At 52.2% G+C, this 19765-nt stretch carries 24 protein-coding genes, 1 tRNA gene and 1 pseudogene; 18 read left to right on the forward strand and 8 right to left on the reverse strand.

Features of this window, described 5'->3' with window-relative positions; all coding sequences use genetic code 11:
* The first annotated feature begins 7 nt into the window (after window positions 1–7).
* Window positions 8–1333 (forward strand): TldD/PmbA family protein, encoded by a 1326-nt coding sequence (locus tag A7C91_RS09455; RefSeq protein WP_068666960.1) that lies wholly within the window; start codon window positions 8–10, stop codon window positions 1331–1333.
* Between the two features lie 91 nt (window positions 1334–1424).
* On the opposite strand, the gene trm5b is transcribed toward A7C91_RS09455, so the two are convergent.
* Entirely contained in the window at window positions 1425–2420 is a 996-nt protein-coding gene (gene trm5b / locus A7C91_RS09460) for a tRNA (guanine(37)-N1)-methyltransferase Trm5b (protein ID WP_068666962.1), read from the reverse strand.
* A 61-nt stretch (window positions 2421–2481) separates the two neighbouring features.
* Here trm5b and A7C91_RS12390 point away from each other — a divergent pair, with 61 nt between their 5' ends.
* The 6 genes from A7C91_RS12390 (at window position 2482) to trm10 (ending at window position 5199) form a co-directional block, all read left to right on the forward strand.
* Window positions 2482–2673, forward strand: coding sequence for a class III extradiol ring-cleavage dioxygenase family protein (locus A7C91_RS12390; protein WP_324609478.1), 192 nt, complete (start codon window positions 2482–2484; stop codon window positions 2671–2673).
* Window positions 2674–2808: 135 nt separating this feature from the next.
* Window positions 2809–3105 (forward strand): class III extradiol ring-cleavage dioxygenase family protein, encoded by a 297-nt coding sequence (locus A7C91_RS12395; protein WP_324609479.1) that lies wholly within the window; start codon window positions 2809–2811, stop codon window positions 3103–3105.
* On the forward strand, window positions 3077–3274 hold the full coding sequence (locus A7C91_RS12400; RefSeq protein WP_324609480.1) for a class III extradiol ring-cleavage dioxygenase family protein: 198 nt from the start codon (window positions 3077–3079) through the stop codon (window positions 3272–3274). The genes A7C91_RS12395 and A7C91_RS12400 overlap by 29 nt, the downstream gene beginning before the upstream one ends.
* A gap of 75 nt (window positions 3275–3349) precedes the next feature.
* Window positions 3350–3427 (forward strand) — tRNA-Glu (locus A7C91_RS09470).
* Window positions 3428–3688: 261 nt separating this feature from the next.
* A complete protein-coding gene (locus A7C91_RS09475; RefSeq protein ID WP_199920031.1) occupies window positions 3689–3973 on the forward strand; it encodes a hypothetical protein in 285 nt (94 codons plus the stop codon).
* 107 nt (window positions 3974–4080) lie between these two features.
* On the forward strand, window positions 4081–5199 hold the full coding sequence (gene trm10, locus A7C91_RS09480) for a tRNA (guanine(9)-/adenine(9)-N1)-methyltransferase (protein WP_068667447.1): 1119 nt from the start codon (window positions 4081–4083) through the stop codon (window positions 5197–5199).
* A 44-nt stretch (window positions 5200–5243) separates the two neighbouring features.
* On the opposite strand, the gene A7C91_RS09485 is transcribed toward trm10, so the two are convergent.
* Together A7C91_RS09485 and A7C91_RS09490 are read right to left on the reverse strand one after the other, a co-directional pair.
* On the reverse strand, window positions 5244–7898 hold the full coding sequence (locus A7C91_RS09485; protein ID WP_068667450.1) for a valine--tRNA ligase: 2655 nt from the start codon (window positions 7896–7898) through the stop codon (window positions 5244–5246).
* Window positions 7899–7902: 4 nt separating this feature from the next.
* The gene (locus tag A7C91_RS09490) at window positions 7903–9078 is read right to left on the reverse strand and encodes an MFS transporter (protein WP_234394367.1); all 1176 of its coding nucleotides are present in this window, start codon (window positions 9076–9078) and stop codon (window positions 7903–7905) included.
* A 179-nt stretch (window positions 9079–9257) separates the two neighbouring features.
* On the opposite strand from A7C91_RS09490, the gene A7C91_RS09495 reads away from it, so the two are divergent.
* Window positions 9258–9833: a class I SAM-dependent methyltransferase gene (locus A7C91_RS09495; RefSeq protein WP_234394368.1), complete on the forward strand. Its 576-nt coding sequence runs from the start codon at window positions 9258–9260 to the stop codon at window positions 9831–9833.
* Here A7C91_RS09495 and A7C91_RS09500 read toward each other — a convergent pair.
* From A7C91_RS09500 to A7C91_RS09510, 3 genes are read right to left on the reverse strand one after another with little or no spacing between them, the layout of a single operon-like run.
* Entirely contained in the window at window positions 9814–10779 is a 966-nt protein-coding gene (locus A7C91_RS09500) for an aminotransferase class I/II-fold pyridoxal phosphate-dependent enzyme (protein ID WP_068666967.1), read from the reverse strand. The two genes, A7C91_RS09495 and A7C91_RS09500, sit on opposite strands and share 20 nt — an antisense overlap.
* Window positions 10764–11645: an adenosylcobinamide-phosphate synthase CbiB gene (gene cbiB / locus A7C91_RS09505; protein WP_068666968.1), complete on the reverse strand. Its 882-nt coding sequence runs from the start codon at window positions 11643–11645 to the stop codon at window positions 10764–10766. Before cbiB ends, A7C91_RS09500 begins: the two co-directional genes overlap by 16 nt.
* A complete protein-coding gene (locus tag A7C91_RS09510; protein ID WP_068666970.1) occupies window positions 11633–12379 on the reverse strand; it encodes a uracil-DNA glycosylase family protein in 747 nt (248 codons plus the stop codon). The genes cbiB and A7C91_RS09510 overlap by 13 nt, the downstream gene beginning before the upstream one ends.
* A 79-nt stretch (window positions 12380–12458) precedes the next feature.
* Here A7C91_RS09510 and A7C91_RS09515 point away from each other — a divergent pair, with 79 nt between their 5' ends.
* From A7C91_RS09515 to A7C91_RS10855, 8 genes and pseudogenes are all read left to right on the forward strand, one after another.
* The gene (locus A7C91_RS09515) at window positions 12459–12671 is read left to right on the forward strand and encodes a hypothetical protein (protein WP_324609539.1); all 213 of its coding nucleotides are present in this window, start codon (window positions 12459–12461) and stop codon (window positions 12669–12671) included.
* Window positions 12668–13229 (forward strand): annotated as a pseudogene (locus tag A7C91_RS09520) (Dph6-related ATP pyrophosphatase). Before A7C91_RS09515 ends, A7C91_RS09520 begins: the two are co-directional and overlap by 4 nt.
* Complete coding sequence (gene cobZ, locus A7C91_RS09525; protein ID WP_068666974.1) at window positions 13226–13636, forward strand: alpha-ribazole phosphatase CobZ; 411 nt, start codon at window positions 13226–13228, stop codon at window positions 13634–13636. Before A7C91_RS09520 ends, cobZ begins: the two are co-directional and overlap by 4 nt.
* Before the next feature lie 3 nt (window positions 13637–13639).
* Complete coding sequence (gene cobS, locus A7C91_RS09530; RefSeq protein ID WP_068666976.1) at window positions 13640–14335, forward strand: adenosylcobinamide-GDP ribazoletransferase; 696 nt, start codon at window positions 13640–13642, stop codon at window positions 14333–14335.
* Complete coding sequence (locus A7C91_RS09535; protein ID WP_068666979.1) at window positions 14332–14871, forward strand: NTP transferase domain-containing protein; 540 nt, start codon at window positions 14332–14334, stop codon at window positions 14869–14871. The genes cobS and A7C91_RS09535 overlap by 4 nt, the downstream gene beginning before the upstream one ends.
* Entirely contained in the window at window positions 14868–15083 is a 216-nt protein-coding gene (locus A7C91_RS09540; protein WP_068666981.1) for a hypothetical protein, read from the forward strand. Before A7C91_RS09535 ends, A7C91_RS09540 begins: the two co-directional genes overlap by 4 nt.
* Window positions 15055–15558 carry a PDDEXK family nuclease gene (locus A7C91_RS09545; protein WP_199920032.1) on the forward strand — a complete coding sequence of 168 codons (504 nt, stop codon included), beginning with the start codon at window positions 15055–15057 and terminating at the stop codon, window positions 15556–15558. Before A7C91_RS09540 ends, A7C91_RS09545 begins: the two co-directional genes overlap by 29 nt.
* A gap of 43 nt (window positions 15559–15601) precedes the next feature.
* A complete protein-coding gene (locus A7C91_RS10855) occupies window positions 15602–16027 on the forward strand; it encodes a DUF4268 domain-containing protein (RefSeq protein ID WP_199920033.1) in 426 nt (141 codons plus the stop codon).
* On the opposite strand, the gene A7C91_RS09555 is transcribed toward A7C91_RS10855, so the two are convergent.
* On the reverse strand, window positions 16024–17475 hold the full coding sequence (locus A7C91_RS09555; RefSeq protein WP_068666985.1) for a cobyric acid synthase: 1452 nt from the start codon (window positions 17473–17475) through the stop codon (window positions 16024–16026). The two genes, A7C91_RS10855 and A7C91_RS09555, sit on opposite strands and share 4 nt — an antisense overlap.
* A 68-nt stretch (window positions 17476–17543) precedes the next feature.
* Between A7C91_RS09555 and cobT the strand changes: the two genes are divergently transcribed.
* On the forward strand, window positions 17544–18551 hold the full coding sequence (cobT, locus tag A7C91_RS09560) for a nicotinate mononucleotide-dependent phosphoribosyltransferase CobT (RefSeq protein ID WP_068666987.1): 1008 nt from the start codon (window positions 17544–17546) through the stop codon (window positions 18549–18551).
* Here the strand turns inward: cobT and A7C91_RS09565 are convergent.
* Entirely contained in the window at window positions 18548–19135 is a 588-nt protein-coding gene (locus A7C91_RS09565) for an adenosylcobinamide amidohydrolase (RefSeq protein WP_068666990.1), read from the reverse strand. The genes cobT and A7C91_RS09565 overlap by 4 nt on opposite strands.
* 112 nt (window positions 19136–19247) lie before the next feature.
* Between A7C91_RS09565 and A7C91_RS09570 the strand changes: the two genes are divergently transcribed.
* Complete coding sequence (locus tag A7C91_RS09570) at window positions 19248–19763, forward strand: MogA/MoaB family molybdenum cofactor biosynthesis protein (RefSeq protein WP_068666991.1); 516 nt, start codon at window positions 19248–19250, stop codon at window positions 19761–19763.
* Window positions 19764–19765 lie beyond the last annotated feature (2 nt).

A 19765-nucleotide genomic window follows, 5' to 3' on the forward strand; every position in this document is an offset into this window, starting at 1 on the left:
GGTGGAAATGAAAGAACTCATACGCTTTGGCGAGAGATTTTTTGACGAGCTCGAGATTGCCATCTACAGAACGAGGGGCGTTAGCGCCAGCATCGAGCTCAACGAGATTTCAATGGCCAGCGTTAAGAGCAGGGCGATCACGATAATCCGTGGAATAAATGAGAAGCGCCTCGGTTTAGCTATAATAGACAGCGAGGAGCCCGAGCGGATTAAGGAAGCTATAGAGACTGCTGCAAAGATGGCGAGGCTCAACAGCAGGGATGGAAAGTGGGACTCCCTCCCAGAGCCGGGCAAATACCGCGAGCCACTCAAGCCGAACAAGGAGCTCAAGGAGGCCTCCCCCGACCAGCTCGTCGAGATGGTCATCAGGGGTATAAAGCTCGCCCGCGAGAAAGACCCAAATGCCGTTGTTGCTGGAGGTGAAGGCGGCGTAATTTGGGAGGAGAAGCACATCGTCAACTCCCGCGGGGTAGATGTCTTCCAGGAGGGAGGGATGGCCTACATCTTCTTCGAGCTCGTGGGAAGAAAAGGCGGCGTGGTGACGCCGGGCATATTCGACTTCGACGCGCGCAGAGATTTGAACCTCGACGTTGAAGGGGTAGTCGAGAGGGTCGTCAGGAAGGTCGACTGGGCCTACGACGTCAAGGCCAGCAAGAACGAGGAGATTCCCATAATCCTCGGTCCATGGGCCATAGCCGGACTCCTGAGCTATGCCCTATTCCCTGCCTTCAGCGGTGAGAGGCTCGTCAAGGAAACCACGCCCCTCGCTGGGAAGGTTGGGGAAGCTGTAGCGAGCGAAGTGCTGACTATTTACGACGACCCGTTCCACAAACTGAGCATTGAGCCAGTCATAGCGGACGGCGAGGGTGTTCCAACGAGGAAGAACATCCTCATCGAAAAGGGCACCTTTAAGGGCTTCGTCTGGGACAACTACTGGGCTAAGGTTTACGGGACGGAGAGCACTGGTAACGGAAAAAGGGACCTGAGAAGCGGAGGAATAAACATAGGCTTCCACAACGTCGTAATCGAGAACGGAAAGAAGAGCTTCGAGGACATGATAGGCGAGATAAAGCACGGCTACTTCGTGGACGGCTTCCAGGGTGCCCACTCAAGCAACCCCGACAACGGAAACTTCGCGGTGACGGCGAATCCAGCGTACCTCATCGAGGATGGCGAGGTAGTAGGCTCGAGCGTGTTCCTAATTGCTGGAAACATCTACGAGTTGCTCAAGCAAGCCAGCGAGGTCAGCAAGGAAGTCACGGTAATGCCCTTCATGACGGCCGTAACTACGCCCTTCATAAGGTTCGAGGACGTGAAGATAGCGGGGAAGTGAGGCTTTCTTTTCCCCGTTTTGCATCTCTTTTTGCACGTGGATCAATGAAGCAACCGGCCACTCACAGCCGGGATGTTCTACACTCAGAACATCACTTCAGCACCCGGAAGTCTATGGCTATGTTGAACTGTCTCGGCGCGTAGGGGCGGACCTTTCGTCCCTCTAAGAACTCCACGTGGAAGCCGAGCTCTCTGGCAACTCCCGTTATCTTTGCCTCGTGCTCCGAGAAGAGGTCTTCTTCAGGGCCGAAGCCGTAGTAGTGAACTACCCCACCGTTTTTAACGCTCAACATGGCCTCCCTCAAAAAGCGGTCAGCGAACTTGGGGAGATTCATTAGTACCCTATCGGCCTCAATTTTTCCAGCGATTCTCCTCACGTCGCCGAGGACTGGAAGAACATTGGGGGTCTTGTTGAGGAGTCTGTTCTCTTCAAGGTATCCCACCGCCCGGGGGTTGATGTCGCAGGCGAAGACGAGCTTTGCTTTCTTCGCGAGGAGGACTGAGTAGGGCCCAACCCCCGCGAACATATCGAAGATTATCTCTCCAGGCCGGGTTTTCTCAAAAATCCTCATTCTCTCCGTTGCTAGGCGGGGCGAGAAGTAGACCTTCGCAACGTCGAGCTTCAGCCTTATTCCGTTCTCCTTATGGACAGTCTCGGTTCTCCTCTCACCAGCGAGGTGAATAAGCTCCCTGACGCGGTATTCTCCCTCGACTTTGCTCCCCTTAGCGAAGACGGCCTTTATGTGGCGGTGAACCTTGAGGATGGCCTCTCCAATGACTCTTCCATAGGACATGAGCTCCTCCGGGAGCTCGATTATTGCGATGTCGCCGATAATGTCGAAGGAACTCGGAAGAAAGGGCCTGACATCCTCGGGAACCTCTACAACCTCGCGGTAGCTGTGGGGCCTCTTTTCGGTTCGCTCGAATTCATCATCGATTAACTCGAAACCCTCGACTGGCCTCGTGATGGGAAAAAGGACGTAATCCCCCTCGCGCTTCACAGAGTAGCCCTTAGCCAAAACGCCGAGCTCCAAAAGCCTTCTCCTAACCCTTTCGGCCTCGCGTTTGTGAACCTTAACGGCGAGCATCGGTGGGAGTAACTTTTTGCCTTCAAAAGGTTTATCATCGCGGCGAGAACCATCAACGGTGGTGCCAATGCTTGCTGGAATAGCTATGATGCCCCACGGCAACGATGTCCTTGCTCCAAAGGACGAGGAAACAAAAAGGCTTGCTGAACTTCTGAGATGGATAGAGAAGGAGTTCAGCGGTTTGGATGCCTACGTCCTCGTAACGCCCCACAACCTCAGAATGAGCGATCACATTGGGGTTGTCTTTGCCTAGCACTTCATCTCGTGGCTAGGGTTTGATGGCGCCGAGCTCCCAGGGAAGTACGAGACCGATAGAGAGCTCGCGGGGAGGATATACACCACCGCAAAGAACGCCAAGATTCTTGTAGTTGACATCAACTTCGGGGCTTTGAGTGGAGAGTACTCCAGCTTCCAGCTGGGCTGGGGCGAGCTGATACCGCTCCACTTCCTCGAGAAAAGGCCCCTCGTAGTGGTAACACCAGCGAGGAAAGTGCCGAGGGAAACGCTCATCCGCTTCGGTGAGATTTTAGCTAAAGCCCTCGAGGGTTACTACAAAAAGGTCGGCCTCATAATCAGCGCCGATCACGGACACGCTCACAACCCCCAACGGCCCCTACGGCTACACGCCAGAGTCCAAAGAATACGACGAGCTCGTGATGGAGCTAATAAACGAGAACAGACTTGAAGGGCTCCTGAATCTCAGCGAAGAGTTCATAGAGCGGGCTAAACCCTACAGCTATTGGCAGTTGCTGATTATGCACAGAGCATTAAGGGTTATTCCAATGGAGCTGAAGGCAAGCGCCTACGCCTGTCCAAGCTACTTTGGAATGGCGGTAGCGTACTACACAAAGTAATTTCCGTTGGTGCTTTTTAAAATAGGGAGCCTCAGGCGAAAGATTTTTAAGCGTTCATAAGTCCTTAACTATCGAGCCCCGGTGGTGTAGCCCGGTCAAACATGCGGGCCTTTCGAGCCCGCGCCCCGGGTTCAAATCCCGGCCGGGGCACCAAAACCGCATTCCTACCATTCTCCTGCCAGTTTTCGCTTGAGAGCCACGCTATAACCACATCCTCAATAAAACGAGATATATTATAATTCACCTTACCCAGAAGTGTTTTGCAGAGCATTCTCGGCTGTCTTTTGGCCATTCGCAGGCTATCCTCTCTCGCAGTTCTGAATGTATTTATTTCTCAGTAATTTTTCGTTGAAGACCTGCACTTCTTTGAATTTTGTTATTTATAAGATCCTATCACGAATTCGGAAACAGACCATGAACAACCTAATAAGGGCATCACTTGCGAGCTTTGAGAAAGCGGCAATAAGGGAAAATAAGTTTAGTATTGTCACAGTCTCCATCTTGAACAGAAATGCTGTTCCCGATTATGTAACGGCGTGGATCTATAGTCTTAGCGACCAACTCATAGAGGTTATTTCCAGCACTGACAACATGGGTCTGGAAGAAACTATACTGGTGCCCAACTCTCCTGTCCAAGAGTTCAAACCGAGGCACTACACCGTAAGACTCTCAAAAGAGCACAGAATCCAGATCTTTTGATATCTTATTGTTTTCTTTTTGAATACGGTTTTTCTTTATTCTTTAACCTTAGCTAAATTCAGATGGAAAGGCTTTTAACTCCTCACCCGTTTCCCCGCCCGATGACCATGGAGAAGCTCAGCGACGTCTTCAGGAAGCTATTAGTTAGCAGGGGCATAGACAAGGTCGGCACGCTATCGAAGAGAGTGCCAAAGAGGGACACTAAAGACAGACTGCAGGATATAGCAATCCACGTGCTCGAGGGTTACGGCTACATCGGTAAGGTTGAGAAGCCGACGGCGATAGCCTGGGACTTGGAGAACGGGACGACGAAGGATGCGATCTACGCATTCATTCCGAAGAACCTCGCCCACCGCTTCAAGGCGGTCATAATGGCTGAGGACATCAAGAAGGCCATCCCAGAGTGGCCATACTTCATCGTTGACCTAATGCACTGGGACAAGCACACCCAGAAGGAGAAGGGCAAAGTCTGCCTCCAATTAGCGCAGTGCTACGGCCTGCTGAGGGACTACTTCATGGGCGACCGCTTAGCTGTTACGTGGGCGAACGAAGAGTTCAGGGAAATGGCCAACATGCCCCTCGACAAAGTCACTCTCCACGAGGGCCCGACCACAGAGTTTCTGAAGAGCGAAGGCATCGATGAGGTCGTTCTGCTCGATCCCTGGGCTGGCGAGGTCTTAAGCGAAGAGGATTTTGGCGTTAGGGCCTTTATCATCGGTGGAATAGTTGATACAGGGGGTACAAAGAAGAAAACCACTCCAAAAATCGGAGAGGAGCTTGAGACAGCGGGGATAAAAGTTCGGCGCAGGAAGATAGTCCTCAGGGGCGACATCGTTGGCGTTCCAGACAGGATAAACCACATACTCGAGATTCTGCTCGGGATGATGGTTGAGGGCAAAGATATGGATGAGGCGGTCTATGACGTCCAGTCACCACTCCACGCCCGCTGGCGCCTGAGGAAGGAGCTTCCAAAGCATGCAACGCGCTATATGATTAACGGGAAAGTTTACCGCGTTGTCGAGAAGGAGCTGTTTGACGAGTACTCCAATTGGCTCAAGATACGCTGGGAGGACTTCGTCAAGGTTCTGCGTGAGTTAAATCTCGTCGCGCTCGAGAGGAAGCGGATGCACCACCTCAACAAGATTTCCAACCCCAGGATAATCAACGGCAAGGCTTACAGGGTCATACTCCTCAAGAAGGCCGCGATGCTGTGCTACAACTGCTGAACGTTCCTCTTTCTCGTTCTCCGACAAATTAGAGAAAGAAAAGTTCAGAAGAACAGGATTACCGCATCGTCAACAACCGCGGTTTCCACCTCTTCGCCCTCGCTGAAAACCGCCTTCCTCAGCACGATGTCGTCCTTGCTGAGCTCAATCTTCTGCCCTTCAATCTCGAACTCTACTTTTCCGCTCTCCTTGAGGGCTTTGGCAACTACTTCAGCATTCTGCTTGAGGTATGCAACAATCTTTGGAACGAGCTTGCCGTAGCGCGGCCCTACAGTTCTGAAGTTTGGCTTAATCTCGACGATTCTTTCCTCAAGCTCCGGCTCGCCCTTGATTATCTCAAGCCTCTCGATGTTCATAGTTCCAGCGATGTCCTTTTCGATGGCCTTCAGCATCTCATAGGAGTCGGTAGCGTAGATCGCCACGTACTTGAGCTTGGCGTTTAACGCCAAGCCGTGGCTGTTCTTGTAGCGCCTCATGACACCTACTAGCTCCCTGGCCAGCTCGCCGAGCTTCTCGGCGTTCTCGTCAATCCTCGCCTCATTGTAAGCAGGCCACTCTAAGAGGTGGATGCTCTTTGCTCCGATCTTGTCCTTAAAGACCTCTTGGTAGAGCTCCTCCGTTATATGTGGCACAAATGGTGCGAGCAGTAGGAGGATGTTGTAGAGCAACTCATACAGTGCTACTCTTGCCTTCAGCTTGCTCTCTTCGTCGTCGCCGTAGAGGCGGTACTTTATCATCTCGATGTAATCATCCGCAACTTCGTGCCAGACAAATGTTATCAGCTCCCTCGTGAGCAGGTTGAAGCGGTACTTCTCCATTTCCTCCGTGGCGAACTTGATTAAGCGGTGAAGCCTTGAGAGTATCCAGCGGTCAAGGGGCTCAAGCTCAATATCTTTGTTTGCATTATAGTCCAAATCTTTGATGTGCCTCTCTGCAAAGCGGTAGATGTTCCAGACCTTCTGAAGGAAGCGGTAGTTGTAGTCAACAGTTTCCCACTTGAACGGGTGGTCTTCTCCCGGTGGGGCTAAGGCTGTCCAGAGTCTTAAAGCATCAGCACCGTACTTCGGGATCACCTCATCCGGTGCAACGACGTTGCCGTAGCTCTTGCTCATCTTCCTGCCATCAGGTCCAGCCACCATTCCGTTGATGAGGATGTCATGCCACGGCTTTTCCCCGGTAAGAATGTAGGTTCTGAAGATTGTGTAGAACGCCCACGTCCTGATGATGTCGGTTCCTTGGGGTCTCAAAGCTGCGGGGAAGTTGTGCTTGAACCACTTCTCGTCCTTGCCCCACTTGGTGATGATGAGCGGTGTAATGCTCGAATCCACCCAGCAGTCAAGGACGTCAGTTACAGGCTCGAGCTCGGCACCGCAGACCGGGCACTTCTCCACTGGAGGTTTGTCGAAACGCGGGTCAACGGGCAGGTCTTCCTCTCTGGCAGGAATCACATGGCCGTTCTTGCAGACCCAGAATGGAATTGGGGTTCCAAAGACACGCTGCCTGCTTATAACCCAGTCCCAGTCCATTGACTCAGCCCAGTCCTTGAGGCGGAGGAACATATCGCTCGGATACCAGTTGATTTTCTCTGCCACTTTCACAATCTCGTCCGTAAAGTCCTTCACCTTTATGAACCACTGCTTCTTCGGCAGGAGCTCGATCGGGGCCATACAGCTGCTACGCTCAGTGTGCCTCAGGACGCGGTGGGTTATCTTCTCCTTCTTGTAGAGAAGGCCCATCTTTTCGAGATCCTCGGCGATGGCCTTCCTCGCCTCTTCGGTCTTCATGCCGGCGTACTTGCCGGCGTTTTCGTTCATGGTGCCGTCCTCGTTGATGGCTATGATGACCGGCAGGTTGTAGCGCTTCTGCCACACGACGTCCTGCTCATCGCCGTAGGTACAGTTGTAAACGGCACCGGTTCCAAAGGTCGGATCGACGTCTTCGTCGGCTATAACCGGCACTTCACGCTCGAATATCGGGAGCTTCACCTTTTTGCCGACAACGTCCTTATACCTCTCATCGTCAGGGTGGACAAATACCGCAACACAGGCCGGCATGAGCTCCGGTCTCGTTGTCGCTATCGGGACGTAACCGCTACCATCAGCAAGTGGGAGCTTTATGTAATAGAGGAAGCCGTCCTCTTCCACGTAACCTACTTCAGCCTTGGCAAGGCTCGTCCTACATCTCGGACACCAGTAAACCGGGTGCTCTGCTTGATAAAGCAGGCCTTTCTTGTAGAACTCCAGCAGGGACTTCTGCACTAAAGCCCTGTATTCGTCATCCATCGTGTGATACTCCAAATCCCAGTCAGCAGAATAACCAATTCTGATAAACTGGTTTCTCATTGCTTCAATAGCCTGCCAGGTCCACTCGATACACTTCTGCAGAAACTTTTCTGGTTCATCCTTGCTGATTCCAAACTCCTTCTCCACCTTCAGCTCGGTCGGAAGGCCGTGGTTGTCGAAGCCCTGTGGGAAGAGCACGTTATAGCCAGTCATGCGCTTATAACGGGCCACAATGTCAATCCAGGTGTGGCTGAGCACATGACCAAGGTGGAGCGTTCCGCTTGTGAACGGGGGTGGAGTGTCGATCGCGTAGCGTGGCCTCTTCTCGTCGAGCTCATATTTGTAGATTTTTTCATCCAGCCAGAACTTCTGCCACTTGGGCTCAATCTCGTTCGGGTCGTAGGTTTTGGGAAGCATCGTATCATCCTCCATCGGGTTTTTCAGTGATGTTACCCCCTTCAGCGGGAGCGCTTAAAAAGGTTAATCCCCAAAGAGGAAGCGCCGCGAGGACTCCGAGGGAGCCGGCCATGACGTAGGCAGACCCGAGGCCCAGCTTTTCCGCGAGTGCCCCAACGGCCACATTGGCGATGGCGGTGAAGCCGCTCCCGGTTGTGCTCATCGCTGAGTTCACTGTCGAGCGAACCTCGCCGGGTATAAAGTCGTTCCTGAGCACCGCCATCACTGGAAATCTGGCACCGAGCGTTACCTCTACGGCAAAGAGCATAGCGAGGTTAATCATCAGGTTTTCGGTGAAGCCAAGCAGTACCATCTCCGCACCGAGCAGTGCGGTGAGCAGGGCGGCTGTCCTTGGAGCGGGCCCAAGATTCCTGGCAATGAGTGCACCTGCCGATGTGGAGAGCACCAGCAGGGCAAACAGTGCGCTAAGATACTCAGCGGGAAAGCCGCGCCCGGCCAGCAGGAGCATCTGGAAAGTAAAAAATGCTCTTGCAGTAAAGCCCAGCAGGAGCAAAGAGGCTAACAACAGGTGGAGGGCTCTGTTTGTCCGTATCTCCTTAAGGCCCTTTTTGAGTACTTCAAAGTAGTTAGCTTTCCTGTCCCAGTAGTTGTCCGGAAGCAATATTAATGCCATAAGTGCCGAAGCTATTGAAAGTGTTCCTGCAATTAGCACGGACAAGTTTGGAGCCAATGTAGCTAGGTAACCGCCGATAAATCCACCAGCAAACCTCACCGGCCCGGATAGTGCCTTGACCTTTCCCAAGACGGATTTAACCGCCGTCCTATCTCTAATGGCATCGTAGAGCCACGGAATCATCGTCCCGCTGATGAGGGCCGCTCCGAAGCCTGCGAGGGTTGCACCCATCAGAACCGCCGGCATTCTCTTCGCGAGCGCTATGACAATAAGTCCGAGCCCGAAAACCGAGCTCCCTGCCGCATAGGTTTTTACCCTGCCATACCTGTTGGCCATGCCTCCCGTTGGAAAGTCAGTGAGAAGCTGCGCGACCTCAGAAACGCTCTGAACTAAACCAATCTCAGAAAGGCCCAGGCCAATTCCTTTAAGCCATAGGCTCAGATACGGGCCGAGCGTTGCTGAGCTCAGCGAGCTCAGTAGGGCCGTCGCTATGTAGCGCCCCTCCAATCGGGGCCATTTCCGACCACTCTCCTCTCTTCCGATGGACGATAGGCACCACCGGTGCACCTAATGGTGCATAGTTTTAAAAGGTTTTCGTGGCAACATTTGAAGGAAAGCTCAGATGAGGTGATTCCACGGGTGAGCTCTACAGGAGCCTCGCGCGCTACTATGATGTTATCTATCGAGTGCGGCTGGAGAGGATCTCCCAGGAAATTGACTTCGTCGAAAGAATCTTCAGGAACGACGCGAGGCGGGAAGTTAGGCACGTTCTCGACATAGCTTGCGGAACCGGTGCGCCAACCCTTGAGCTTGTCCGGCGGGGCTATGAGGTTGTGGGTCTCGATATCAACGAGGAGATGCTGACTGTGGCCAGAGAGAAGGCCCGGAGAGAGGAGTTGAGCGTGGAATTCATGTTGGGAGATGCCGCGGCACTCGACTTCCGAGAGGAGTTCGATGCGGTGACGATGTTCTTCTCGAGCATCCTCTACCTCAATGAGGACAGAATTAACGAATTATTTAATTCTGTAATTAAAGCTCTACGGCCTGGAGGAGTCTTCGTCGCAGACTGGTCGAATTTGCTTTTCTACCGTGATAGAGCCTTTTTCACTCACGAGAACCTGAACGTTTACACCGCCCGGGAAATGCGCCTGCTTGCTGAGAAGCACTTCGACGAGGTTATAATTTATGGTGACTTTCAGAGAGAGCTTCCGGCGAATGCGTGGAGACTCTGGCTCGTTGGAATCAAAGGCCAAGCTCCCTGAATGCCTTAATAAGCCTCTCGTTCTCCTTCCTCTTTCTCACGCTGAAGCGGACGTACTGAGGCAAACCAAAGCTCGTGCAGTCCCTTACGAGGATTCCCCTCTCTTTCAGCCGTTCGACGGTTCCCCTCGCATCGCCGACATTTTTTATGAAGAAGTTGGCATCGCTTTTGACCTCCATGGCCTTTTCCATCCGCTTCTTCTCGCGCCAGATTAGAGGCATCGTTTTCTTGAGATGCTCGAAGCCGTCCTCGAGGAGGAACTCCAAAAAGGCGTAGCCGAGCGAGCCTATACCCCATGGCATGCGGACGCTTTTAAAGGCCTCCTCAAAGCCGATGACGTAGCCCACCCTTATCCCGGGCAGCCCGTAGCTCTTGGTGAAGGTCCTGAGCTTCACGAGGTTTTCCCCTTCGGGACTTTTCGCTCCTTTGACGAAGTCTATGAATGCCTCATCAAGTATAAGGAGTGCGCCTTTGTCTTCGACGGCATCGAGAAGAGGCCTGAGCCCCTTTGGCGAGTAGAACTTGCCGTCGGGGTTGTTGGGGTTGCAGAAAAAAACGATACTCTCATTCTCCACGAGTTCGGCAAGCTTCTCTGGATCGTTTGGGCCGTTAATGACTTTTGCACCGAAAATCTTCGCTACTCTCTCATACTCCTCGTAGGTGTGACGCGGGATTATTACCTTGTGCTTTTCCCTCATCGCGAGGATGCCGATTAGATAGAGCGCCTCAGTGATTCCGGCCGTCACCGTCAGGGGTTCACCAACTAACTCAGAAAGCTCTTCTTCGAGCTTTTCCCAATACAGGTAACGGCCGCTCAGCTCTTTTGCTCGGTTAAACATATCATCTAGCCATTCGGGGATATAGGGGTTCAGAGATGCCGAGAAGTCGAGCAAACCTTCTTCCCTCGCACCGCCGTGGTGGGCCTTGAAGCTTACAGGTTTGAGCATAGACACACCTCCAGGACGAGTAGAAGCATACATATTAAAACCCACTCTCCTACAACAATCCGATAAACCCTAAGGGCCCTCTTAATGTCATCAAGCATCGGCTCCCTGCCTTCAAAGCGATAAACCCCTTCTTTCTCAAGCCAGACACCGAGGACTGCGCTCATCGCTGCTATGGGCTTGTCGGCGTTTATCTTAAACTTCGCCTTCCCCCAGTATTCGAGAACCTTTCTCGGACTGAGCGGCAGGAAGAGCAGAACGGTAATACGGGCTGGGATGAAGTTGAGAACGTCATCGAGCCTTGCCGCAAACTTGCCGAAATACTCGTGCCTTTCATCGCGGTAGCCTATCATGGCGTCCATAGTATTCACAGCACGGTAAGCAAGAGCTCCTGGCAGGCCAAAGAGGAGGTAGTAGAAGAGCGGAGCAACGATGCTGTCTGTAATATTCTCGGCGAGGCTCTCTATGGCCGCTGAATTGAGATGAGTCCTGTCGAGCTTTGAGACGTCCCTGCTGACTATCCAGCCCACGTACTTCCTCTGCTCTTCTATGTCGTCCTTCACCGTGTTCTCCACGTGCTGGGCGAGGCTTTTAATCGCGAAGGAGCTTTTTAGAAGGTAAACGCCTAGGGCGAAACCCAGCCACTCTGGCAGAAGCTCCGGAAGCATGGAGAGGGCGAAGGCGAAGGTGATGACAAAGAGAGAAGCAGAGGTTCCGGCGAGAAAGTCCAAAATCGAGCTTCTTCTGTACATCCCATCAAAGAGACCGATTAGCCTGCCGAACCAGACAGTGGGATGGACTAATGCTGGCGGTTCGCCGAGGAGGAAATCCCAGAGGAGCGCAACCACAAAAATCATCAAGGCTTCCATTCCTCGAAGACCTCCTTTACCGGGGTGTATTCATCGAGCATCTCCTTGTTGGGTTCCCTCAAGCCCCTGCGCACGTACCAGGCGGGATGTCTTAAGTAGGTTGCATCAAAGCCAAGTCTTTCTAGGGCCTTCTCCGCAGTTCTGCCGATGGCAAAAATTGATTTAGGTCTCAAAATTTCAAGCTCCCTCTCCAGAAGGCCGAGCTCCCGTTTGTCGAAGCCCTTAAGCTTGTTCCCCGGCGGATTGCATTTCACGACGTTGGTGATGTAAACAAAGTCGGGGTTAAGCCCCAGGGAAAAGAGGGCCTTCCTGAGCAGCATTCCCGAGGCGTCGCGATAGAAGCATATTCCCGTTAACCCACACCCTTTCCTTCCAGGCGCTTCGCCTACAAGGACAACGCCCGAACCGACCCAGCCGTTGGCGAAGGGCAGGCCTTTAAAAGTCCCGATTTTAAGCTGATAGCTGTAATACTCCTCGTGGCAGAAGCGGAGCGGCTCGTTCAGGAACTCGCGGTAGAGCGCCTCAAGCTCCCCCGCTACTTTTTCGTCTTTCTCTTTGAGGACCATAAAACGCTGCTCCGGATTGTAAATCGTCCTCGCGTAGAGGCCGTAAACCTTCTCCTCGAGGCTGAGAAAGTCCCGCCAGTCCCTGAGGAAGAGGGGCTTAGTCTTAAGGTTTCTTGGATTTACATAGACCTTTCCAACCTGCTCCAGCTCGTCAAGCTTCAGCAGCATAAAGGATAAAACATCCCAAGGCGTTTATAATTCTGGTGGTGACATGGAGACGAGAAAGTGTCCCTTCTGCGGAGGGACTATGGTGCCAAGCAAAACTGACCTCCTTGGGCACGCCCGGTACTTCTGGGTCCCGCCCTGGAAGAGCAGACTGACGGACCTCCTGAAGCCGGGAGTAAAGGGCAGGCCTTGGCTCTGCATCGACTGCGGCGCGGTTGTTGCGTACGTTGATGAGAAGAAGCTTTCACTCATCCGTGAAGAGTACGAGCAGAAGAAACTGGAGGGTTCAATTTGAGGGGCATCGCCTTCTTCTCGGGCGTCAAGGACGGGCTTTATGCAACTTATTTGGCCCAGAAAAGAGGCATAAGTATCACGTATTTCCTCGTCCTGAAGGCCACCATCGGAGTCTCGTCGCACTACGAGAACATAAGCGAACTGGAAAAGCTCGCTGAGGCTATGGGAAAGGAGCCTTTGATATACTGCTCGAAGACCACTTGGAGTGGATCGAACGGCTGGCCGAAGGAGCGGGCGTTAAAGTCTTGGAGCCCCTCTGGGGCAGGGACACGCTTGAGCTCGCGAGAGAGGTAATCGAGGCGGGATTTGAATACGCGATAATCGCGTCAACAAGGGGAAACTCTACAAAGAATGGCTCGGCTACACCTTCCACTCGGTTGAGGATTTGGAGCGCTTCCTCGATGCAAACCCCGGCATCGACCCCCTTGGCGAGTTCGCTGAGTTCCACACGGTGGTCGTAAAATGCCCGCTGTTTGGGGAGAGTTTTGAGCTGAAGCTGCTGGAGATAGAGGAGAGCGAGACCTACTGCTGGCTGAAGTTCAGGTTGGTGAGAGAATGAGAGGCGGAGATATCCTCGGGAAACTTGAATCAAAGGGCATAACCCTTGAAAAGATGCTCGATACCGCGATGGAGCTCTACATCGGCGAAAATGCCGGAGACGTTAGAGAACTGCTGGAAGAGACGATGCTCCGCTATCTTGACGACATCAACGTTCAGTCCCTTCTCATGGCGGCGCTCCTCCTCGAGGAGAATTTTGACGTTGAAGGTGACCCGGTGAACTTAGTCGCCGACGAGCTCATCGGGATAAGCATAGCAGAATACATAGGCGGTAAAATGGCTCTCTTCAACTTCTTCTACTATGACACGAGAAAGCCCAGAATACTGAAGGAGCTGCCGCCCTTTCTGGACGACGCAGTAGGCGGCTTCATAGCGGGCTGCATGACGAAGCTCCTTTCGGAGGACTGAGTCATGAGAAACGTCCTGCCATTCCTGACACGGGTGCCAATCAAGGGCGACTTCAAGAAAGCTCGCGAGGAGCTCTGGGCCTTTCCACTTGTTGCTTTAGTAAGTTCAGCGCTCCCGACGCTCATCCTTTACTTAAAACTTCCCCTCTCGAACGTCCTGGCGGTCTTGGCGCTCTACTTTACCATCGGTCTTCTTCACCTCGATGGCTTAGCTGATTTCGCTGATGGTGTGATGGTTAAAGGCGACCGCGAGAGAAAGATAAAAGCAATGAAAGACCTGAACACCGGAATAGCGGGCCTCTTCGCGGTGGTCATGGTTCTGTTCCTCCAGGTCTATTCCCTCCAGCTCGTTCCTTTCTACGCCCTCTTCCTGGCGGAGCTAAACTCAAAGCTCGCCATGCTCCTCGCGCTGGCAACCAGGAAACCGCTCGGCCAAGGGATTGGGGCCTACTTCATGGAGAGGATGAACAGCGGCCAGCTCCTCGGTGGGTTCATCTTCTACTCCATTCTCCTCGTCCCAGTAGTTGTTTACGAGCAAGATGCCCTGGTCTCGCTCCTTGGTCTGGCCTTCGGAGGTTACACCATCAAAGTTGCCCTCGACAACTTCGGCGGAATAAACGGCGACTGCATAGGTGCAATAGCGGAGATAACGAGGGTTGGGACGCTTTTGGTTGTGGCTTTCGTTTGGTGGTATACATGATAATCATCCTCGCCGGAGGCAAATCAACCCGCATGGGGCAGGAAAAGCCCATCCTGAAGGTAGCCGATAAACAGATGCTCCTGCGCGTTTACGTGGAGACCGAAAAAGTTGGGGAAGTGCTCGTTGCCATCTCCAAGAACACGCCGAAGACGAGGGAGCTTTGCATCAGGGAAGGGATTTCCTTCATTGAGACGCCGGGAAAAGGCTACGTCCAGGACATCCAGTGGCTTTTGCATGAGCTTGGCCCATTTGTAAGCGTCTCCGCAGATATACCCTTTGTGAAGGCCTCGGATTTTTGGCTTATCGAGAAAGCCTTCAACGGGAGGACGAGCCTGACGGGGGTCCTTCCGCTGAAGCTCGTTCCGAAGGACTTGCATCCCGTCGTTTACAGGGGCTACGCGATAGTCGGCCTCAACGCCGTCGGAACTGAGGAGGAGGAGTTCTTAGAGCTGAGCAACCCGCTGTTGGCTCTCAACGTGAACACGCCGGAAGATTTAAAGCTCGCCGAGAGGATAGCGAGATTGGTGGAAAGATGAGGGACGAGGAGCTCAAAGGTGCGTTAGCCTTCATCGGAATTTCAATCCTCGCGGGGCTGTTCCTCTTCGGCTTCCTGATTGTGACAGTGATTCTAATCCTCCTCGGTCTGCTCCTTTTCCTCGGCTTCTACCTCTACGTCCGCCTGAAGCCCTGGCGGGAAAAGAGACACCCGCCCAAGGAGCTTGAAAGCCAGGAGGATTATTGGAGGTGAGCAAATTGCGGAGATTGCTTGGTTGAAGACATTAAGCATTAATAACGTTTTTTCAAGGGAGGAGGAGTTTAGCGATTGGCTTGTTGAAAACATTGAAGTCCTCGGGGAAAAAATAGGCATTGAACTTGAGGACATTAAGAGAGAATATCAGATTGGAAACTACTTCGTTGACATACTCGCGAGGGACACAAACAGTGGTGCGAGGGTTATAATCGAGAACCAATTTGGGAAGACAAACCATGATCACCTTGGAAAAATACTCACATATGCCTCTGGAGCGAATGCAAAAATTATGGTCTGGATAGCAGAGAAGTTTTCTGATGAGCACAAACAAGCGTTAAACTGGTTGAACGAAAACACCAGACAGGACATAGGATTCTTCGGGCTCGAGGTCAAGGCTGTCAGAATTGGAAGTTCCCCCTATGCGATGGATTTCGACGTTGTCGTCATGCCAAATCAATGGCAAAAAAATTAGCAGAGACATGGTCACTAGATTAAGCCCCATACAGGAGCTTTATTTGGACATCTGGAGAAGAGTTCTTGAGATGTACGGTAAAAACCTAAGACCTCAACCTGGATATAGGATGGTGTTTGGAAGTGGAGTTTCTGACGTTCCATATGAATGGCACATATGGGAAGACAAGTTTTCCATTGGTATCTACATAGGCAAGCCCTCACCCAAGGAAAACGAACGGGTACAAAGGTGTCTTATGGAACACATTGATGAAATAGCACAAGCACTGGATATATCCTCCACCGATATCAAATGGGAAGAGCCTCCCGGGACCACAAGAGGCTCAAAGAGAATGAGCATACATTACTCCCTTTCAACATCACCTTTTGAAATGGGCGAGAAAGAGCGGAATGAATTGGCCAAAAGGCTTGCATCGGAAATGAGAAAATTGGAGAAGGTTACAAAGAAGATACTCCAAAGATGCCATTAAATCCCCAGCTCCCCTAAAATCCTCTCAACGTCAAGGTTCTTCTTGACAACCCTAGCAAAGCGCTCTATCTCCTCCTCAATGCTCCATCCATCAACGCTTATCGGCTCGAGACCTTTTTCCGCCCGCAGAAAGTTGAGAAGACGCTCCGTAAAGGCGAAGTTATGGAAGATGCCGTGTAAATAGGTCCCGAAGGTTCTCTCACCAAGGGCTCCCTCCGGCTCAAAGGCCTTAGCACCGTTTATCTCGCGTATTATCGAGAAGGGCCTCTCTGAGGTTGAGCGGCCCATCCTTATCTCATAGCCCTCAACGCTCATTCTCTTAGCTGGCTCCCAAAGGATTTCGGCCTTCAGGTGATTTGTCCGTTTAACGGGCGTGAAGATTGTTTTAGCGGGCAACAGTCCAATACCCTTGACCTCACCGCGCTTCGATTCTACGTTGTCGATTATCTTCTCCCCGAGCATTTGAAAGCCGCCGCAGATTCCAACGACGAAAGAACCTTCGTGGTGAGCCTGAATTATCGCGTCCTCTATTCCATTCTCGCGCATCCAGAGCAAGTCCTCGACGGTGTTCTTGCTCCCGGGGATTATTATCAAATCACCTTCGATTTCCTCCGCTTTTGTAACGTAGTCCACCCCATTGGCCCAGTGAAGGGGCTCAAAGTCGGTAGAGTTGCTTATGTGAGGAAGCTTGACTACCTGGATGTGAAGTCCGCCCTTAACCCTCGGAAAGCTAGTCAGAGAGTCCTCTTCTGGCAACTTGTGCTCGACGTAGGGAACGACTCCGAGGGTAAGCTTCCCATAGCGCTTCTCTAGATATTCAAAGCCTGGCTCCAGCAGGGAGGCATCGCCGCGGAACTTATTGAATACGAAGCCAAGGATCAAGTTTCGCTCCTCCTTGCTCAAGAGCTCCATCGTACCCACTATAGAAGCGAAGCTCCCACCTCGGTCGATGTCGGTAACGAGGATGGTCTTCGCTTTGGCGTGCCTCGCAACGCGCATGTTGGCTATGTCATAGTCCTTGAGGTTAATCTCAACGGGCGAGCCTGCGCCTTCGATTATCACAATCTCGTGTTCCACAATAAGTTCATCCAGAACCTTCATGGCCTTCCGAAAGAGCTCCTCCTTCCGGGAGAGCATGTATTCCCTAGCTGAAACGCTTCCTATTGGCTTTCCCATAAACACAACTTGGCTCCTCATGTTCCCCTCAGGCTTGAGGAGTATTGGATTGAACCTCACCGACGGCTTTTTTCTGCAGGCTACCGCCTGAAGGTACTGGGCGCGACTTATTTCGCCGCCTTCTATGCTCGGTGCGGAGTTCAGGCTCATGTTCTGGCTTTTAAACGGAACAACGTCATACCCTAAGTTCGAAAAGATCCTGCACAAAGCCATGACGAGGAGGGATTTCCCAGCTCCGGAGGAAGTTCCCTGAACCATTAGGGCTTTTCCCATTCACACCCCCACTGGAAGTGGACGAAGGATATATAAACCTGTTGGATAAAACCTCCATCGGTGATACTATGAAAAGCCTCATGCTGATTGTCCTCGGAAACACAGAGATAAGCACCGTGCCAGGAATAAGCGTTGCTGGAGCAACGCCAGAGCTCACAAAGCTTACTCCACCAGCCGATGCTGAATACCTGTTCTACGAGAAGCCGAAAATCATAGACGTGATTCCCGTTACCCCCAATGGACATCCCACGCCAGCCATAATCACCAAGGCCGCAAGGGAGCTTGCCAACTTCCCGTTGATGATAGTCCGCGGTGGAACTTACTTGGCTCCCCTCGTGCCTCACGTCCACATCAGCGACTACGTTGGCAGGGACTTCAGGAAGGGACCGGCTTTACAAGAGGCCGAGGAGATAATCGCGAGAGCGAGACTCTTCGGCGAAGAGCTCAGCAATACCTCAATCGAAGAGCTCGTCATCGGCGAGTCCACTCCAGGGGGAACGACAACAGCTCAGGCTGTCCTCTGGGCGCTCGGCTATGAAGCCAGAACTTCTTCGGCGGCCCCAAACAACCCCCAGAGCCTAAAGGAGGAAGTTATAAAAGCAGGCTTTGAAAGGGCCGGAATAAAGCCTGGAAACTTCAAAGAGAAGCCCCTTGAAGCACTCAAGCAGTTCGGGGACCCCATGATGGCAGCGGTAGTCGGGATAGCACTCGGTTTCAAAGGCAAAGTCGTTCTTGCTGGTGGAACCCAGATGCTCGCCGTTGCAGCTCTGCTGAAGGTCCTCGGAGAAGACATGAGCAGGTTTATGATAGCGACAACCAAATGGGTTGTAAATGATAGAAGCGCCACATTCATCGACACCGCAAAGGAGATAGGGATAATCACTTATGCCGCTGATCTGGACTTCTCTAAGAACGAATTCAAAGGCCTCAGGGACTACGAGAATGGCTACGTTAAGGAGGGCGTTGGGGCTGGTGGTGCCACCTGGCTGGCGGTTAAGGCTGGATTCTCCCCCGAAGACGTCAGCAGAAAGGTGGACGAGCTTTACAGAAGGCTGATGAAGCTGGAGGCTACCTAACCTCTTATTCTCTCCCACTTCCTTACACTCTCTTCGAGAGCCTCCCTGACGGTTTTTCCAATGTTTATTCCTAGCTCTGTTGCTGTTCCGGCCCACTCTTTCTCCCCGAGATATGCAAAAACCCCTATACCGTCGCTTGTCGTTCCGGTGGCCTTGTAGCCGAGCTTTAAGAGGGTGTATGTCTTAGCCTCAGTCGCTGTCATTATCGCGTTGGCCATAGCCCCAACGGTTAGCCCCTTGTTTATCACGATTGCCATATTTATTGTACCTGGCTTCCATGGTGGTGGGACGTCGCCGGCTATTGCAGGATTGGTTATCCCTGCAGTGACATAGGCGGTAACGCTTCCATGTCTTGAAACAGCTAGAACTCTGCGGATATCCGCTGCCGTCATGAAGCCTACAAAGTTCTCAAGGCCATTCTCTCGCTCGAAGATGAGACAGTCAGCTTTGTAGTCTCCAGAATAGTCCTTGTGCACTTTCATGAAAAAGAAGCCGTTGGCGTTAACAAGACCTCCTCTGTGAGGCGCGTTGCTGAGGGCCATCATAGGTTCATTGAATGATTTTATGAAATGTCTGGACTCCATGGGAAACTCTACGAGGATGACATATTAACGCTTTACGCTTTTTCTGTTAAATGCTTCCGCTTATCACTGAAAAGGTTATTAACTTCCTCGCAAAGATTTTTTGGGTGATAGCATGGGAGTGGAAGAACATAGGAAAAAAGCGCCGAAGAAGTTTAAGTTTGCAGTTATAACGGTCAGCGATACCGCAAGCAGAGGAGAGAAAGAGGACGCCAGCGGAAAGTTTCTTGTGGAGGCTCTGAAAGAGAGTGGAAACGAGAATGTCCATTACACTATCGTGCCGGACGAAAAGCTGGCAATAATCAAAGCAGTCATTGAGTCTATCGAAAAAGGTGCCGATGTGATCGTTACCACAGGCGGAACGGGAATAACTAGCAGGGATGTCACGATAGAGAGCATAAGAACGCTTTTCGATAAGGAGCTGGTTGGCTTTGGCGAGGTCTTCAGGCTGAGGAGCTATGAAGAGATTGGAACAGCCGTCGTTCTCACCAGGGCAACCGCTGGAATCATTAGGAACGATGGCAGGGCCATAGTTGTCTTCTGCCTGCCGGGAAGCCTGAACGCAGTCAAGACCGGAGTGGAGATAATAAAAAGGGAAGCCTATCATATACTCAAGCACGCGAGGGAGTGACT

This window comes from Thermococcus piezophilus, assembly GCF_001647085.1.
Taxonomy (GTDB): domain Archaea; phylum Methanobacteriota_B; class Thermococci; order Thermococcales; family Thermococcaceae; genus Thermococcus; species Thermococcus piezophilus.

Bases quoted from the DNA above. Each gene is read 5' to 3' on its own strand.
- A7C91_RS09455 (WP_068666960.1), top strand. From the start codon at position 8: ATGAAAGAACTCATACGCTTTGGCGAGAGATTTTTTGACGAGCTCGAG.
- trm5b (WP_068666962.1), bottom strand. From the start codon at position 2,420: ATGCTCGCCGTTAAGGTTCACAAACGCGAGGCCGAAAGGGTTAGGAGA.
- A7C91_RS12400 (WP_324609480.1), top strand. From the start codon at position 3,077: ATGGAGCTAATAAACGAGAACAGACTTGAAGGGCTCCTGAATCTCAGC.
- A7C91_RS09475 (WP_199920031.1), top strand. From the start codon at position 3,689: ATGAACAACCTAATAAGGGCATCACTTGCGAGCTTTGAGAAAGCGGCA.
- trm10 (WP_068667447.1), top strand. From the start codon at position 4,081: ATGGAGAAGCTCAGCGACGTCTTCAGGAAGCTATTAGTTAGCAGGGGC.
- A7C91_RS09485 (WP_068667450.1), bottom strand. From the start codon at position 7,898: ATGCTTCCCAAAACCTACGACCCGAACGAGATTGAGCCCAAGTGGCAG.
- A7C91_RS09500 (WP_068666967.1), bottom strand. From the start codon at position 10,779: ATGCTCAAACCTGTAAGCTTCAAGGCCCACCACGGCGGTGCGAGGGAA.
- cbiB (WP_068666968.1), bottom strand. From the start codon at position 11,645: ATGGAAGCCTTGATGATTTTTGTGGTTGCGCTCCTCTGGGATTTCCTC.
- A7C91_RS09510 (WP_068666970.1), bottom strand. From the start codon at position 12,379: ATGCTGCTGAAGCTTGACGAGCTGGAGCAGGTTGGAAAGGTCTATGTA.
- A7C91_RS09515 (WP_324609539.1), top strand. From the start codon at position 12,459: ATGGTGCCAAGCAAAACTGACCTCCTTGGGCACGCCCGGTACTTCTGG.
- cobZ (WP_068666974.1), top strand. From the start codon at position 13,226: ATGAGAGGCGGAGATATCCTCGGGAAACTTGAATCAAAGGGCATAACC.
- cobS (WP_068666976.1), top strand. From the start codon at position 13,640: ATGAGAAACGTCCTGCCATTCCTGACACGGGTGCCAATCAAGGGCGAC.
- A7C91_RS09535 (WP_068666979.1), top strand. From the start codon at position 14,332: ATGATAATCATCCTCGCCGGAGGCAAATCAACCCGCATGGGGCAGGAA.
- A7C91_RS09540 (WP_068666981.1), top strand. From the start codon at position 14,868: ATGAGGGACGAGGAGCTCAAAGGTGCGTTAGCCTTCATCGGAATTTCA.
- A7C91_RS09555 (WP_068666985.1), bottom strand. From the start codon at position 17,475: ATGGGAAAAGCCCTAATGGTTCAGGGAACTTCCTCCGGAGCTGGGAAA.
- cobT (WP_068666987.1), top strand. From the start codon at position 17,544: ATGAAAAGCCTCATGCTGATTGTCCTCGGAAACACAGAGATAAGCACC.
- A7C91_RS09565 (WP_068666990.1), bottom strand. From the start codon at position 19,135: ATGGAGTCCAGACATTTCATAAAATCATTCAATGAACCTATGATGGCC.
- A7C91_RS09570 (WP_068666991.1), top strand. From the start codon at position 19,248: ATGGGAGTGGAAGAACATAGGAAAAAAGCGCCGAAGAAGTTTAAGTTT.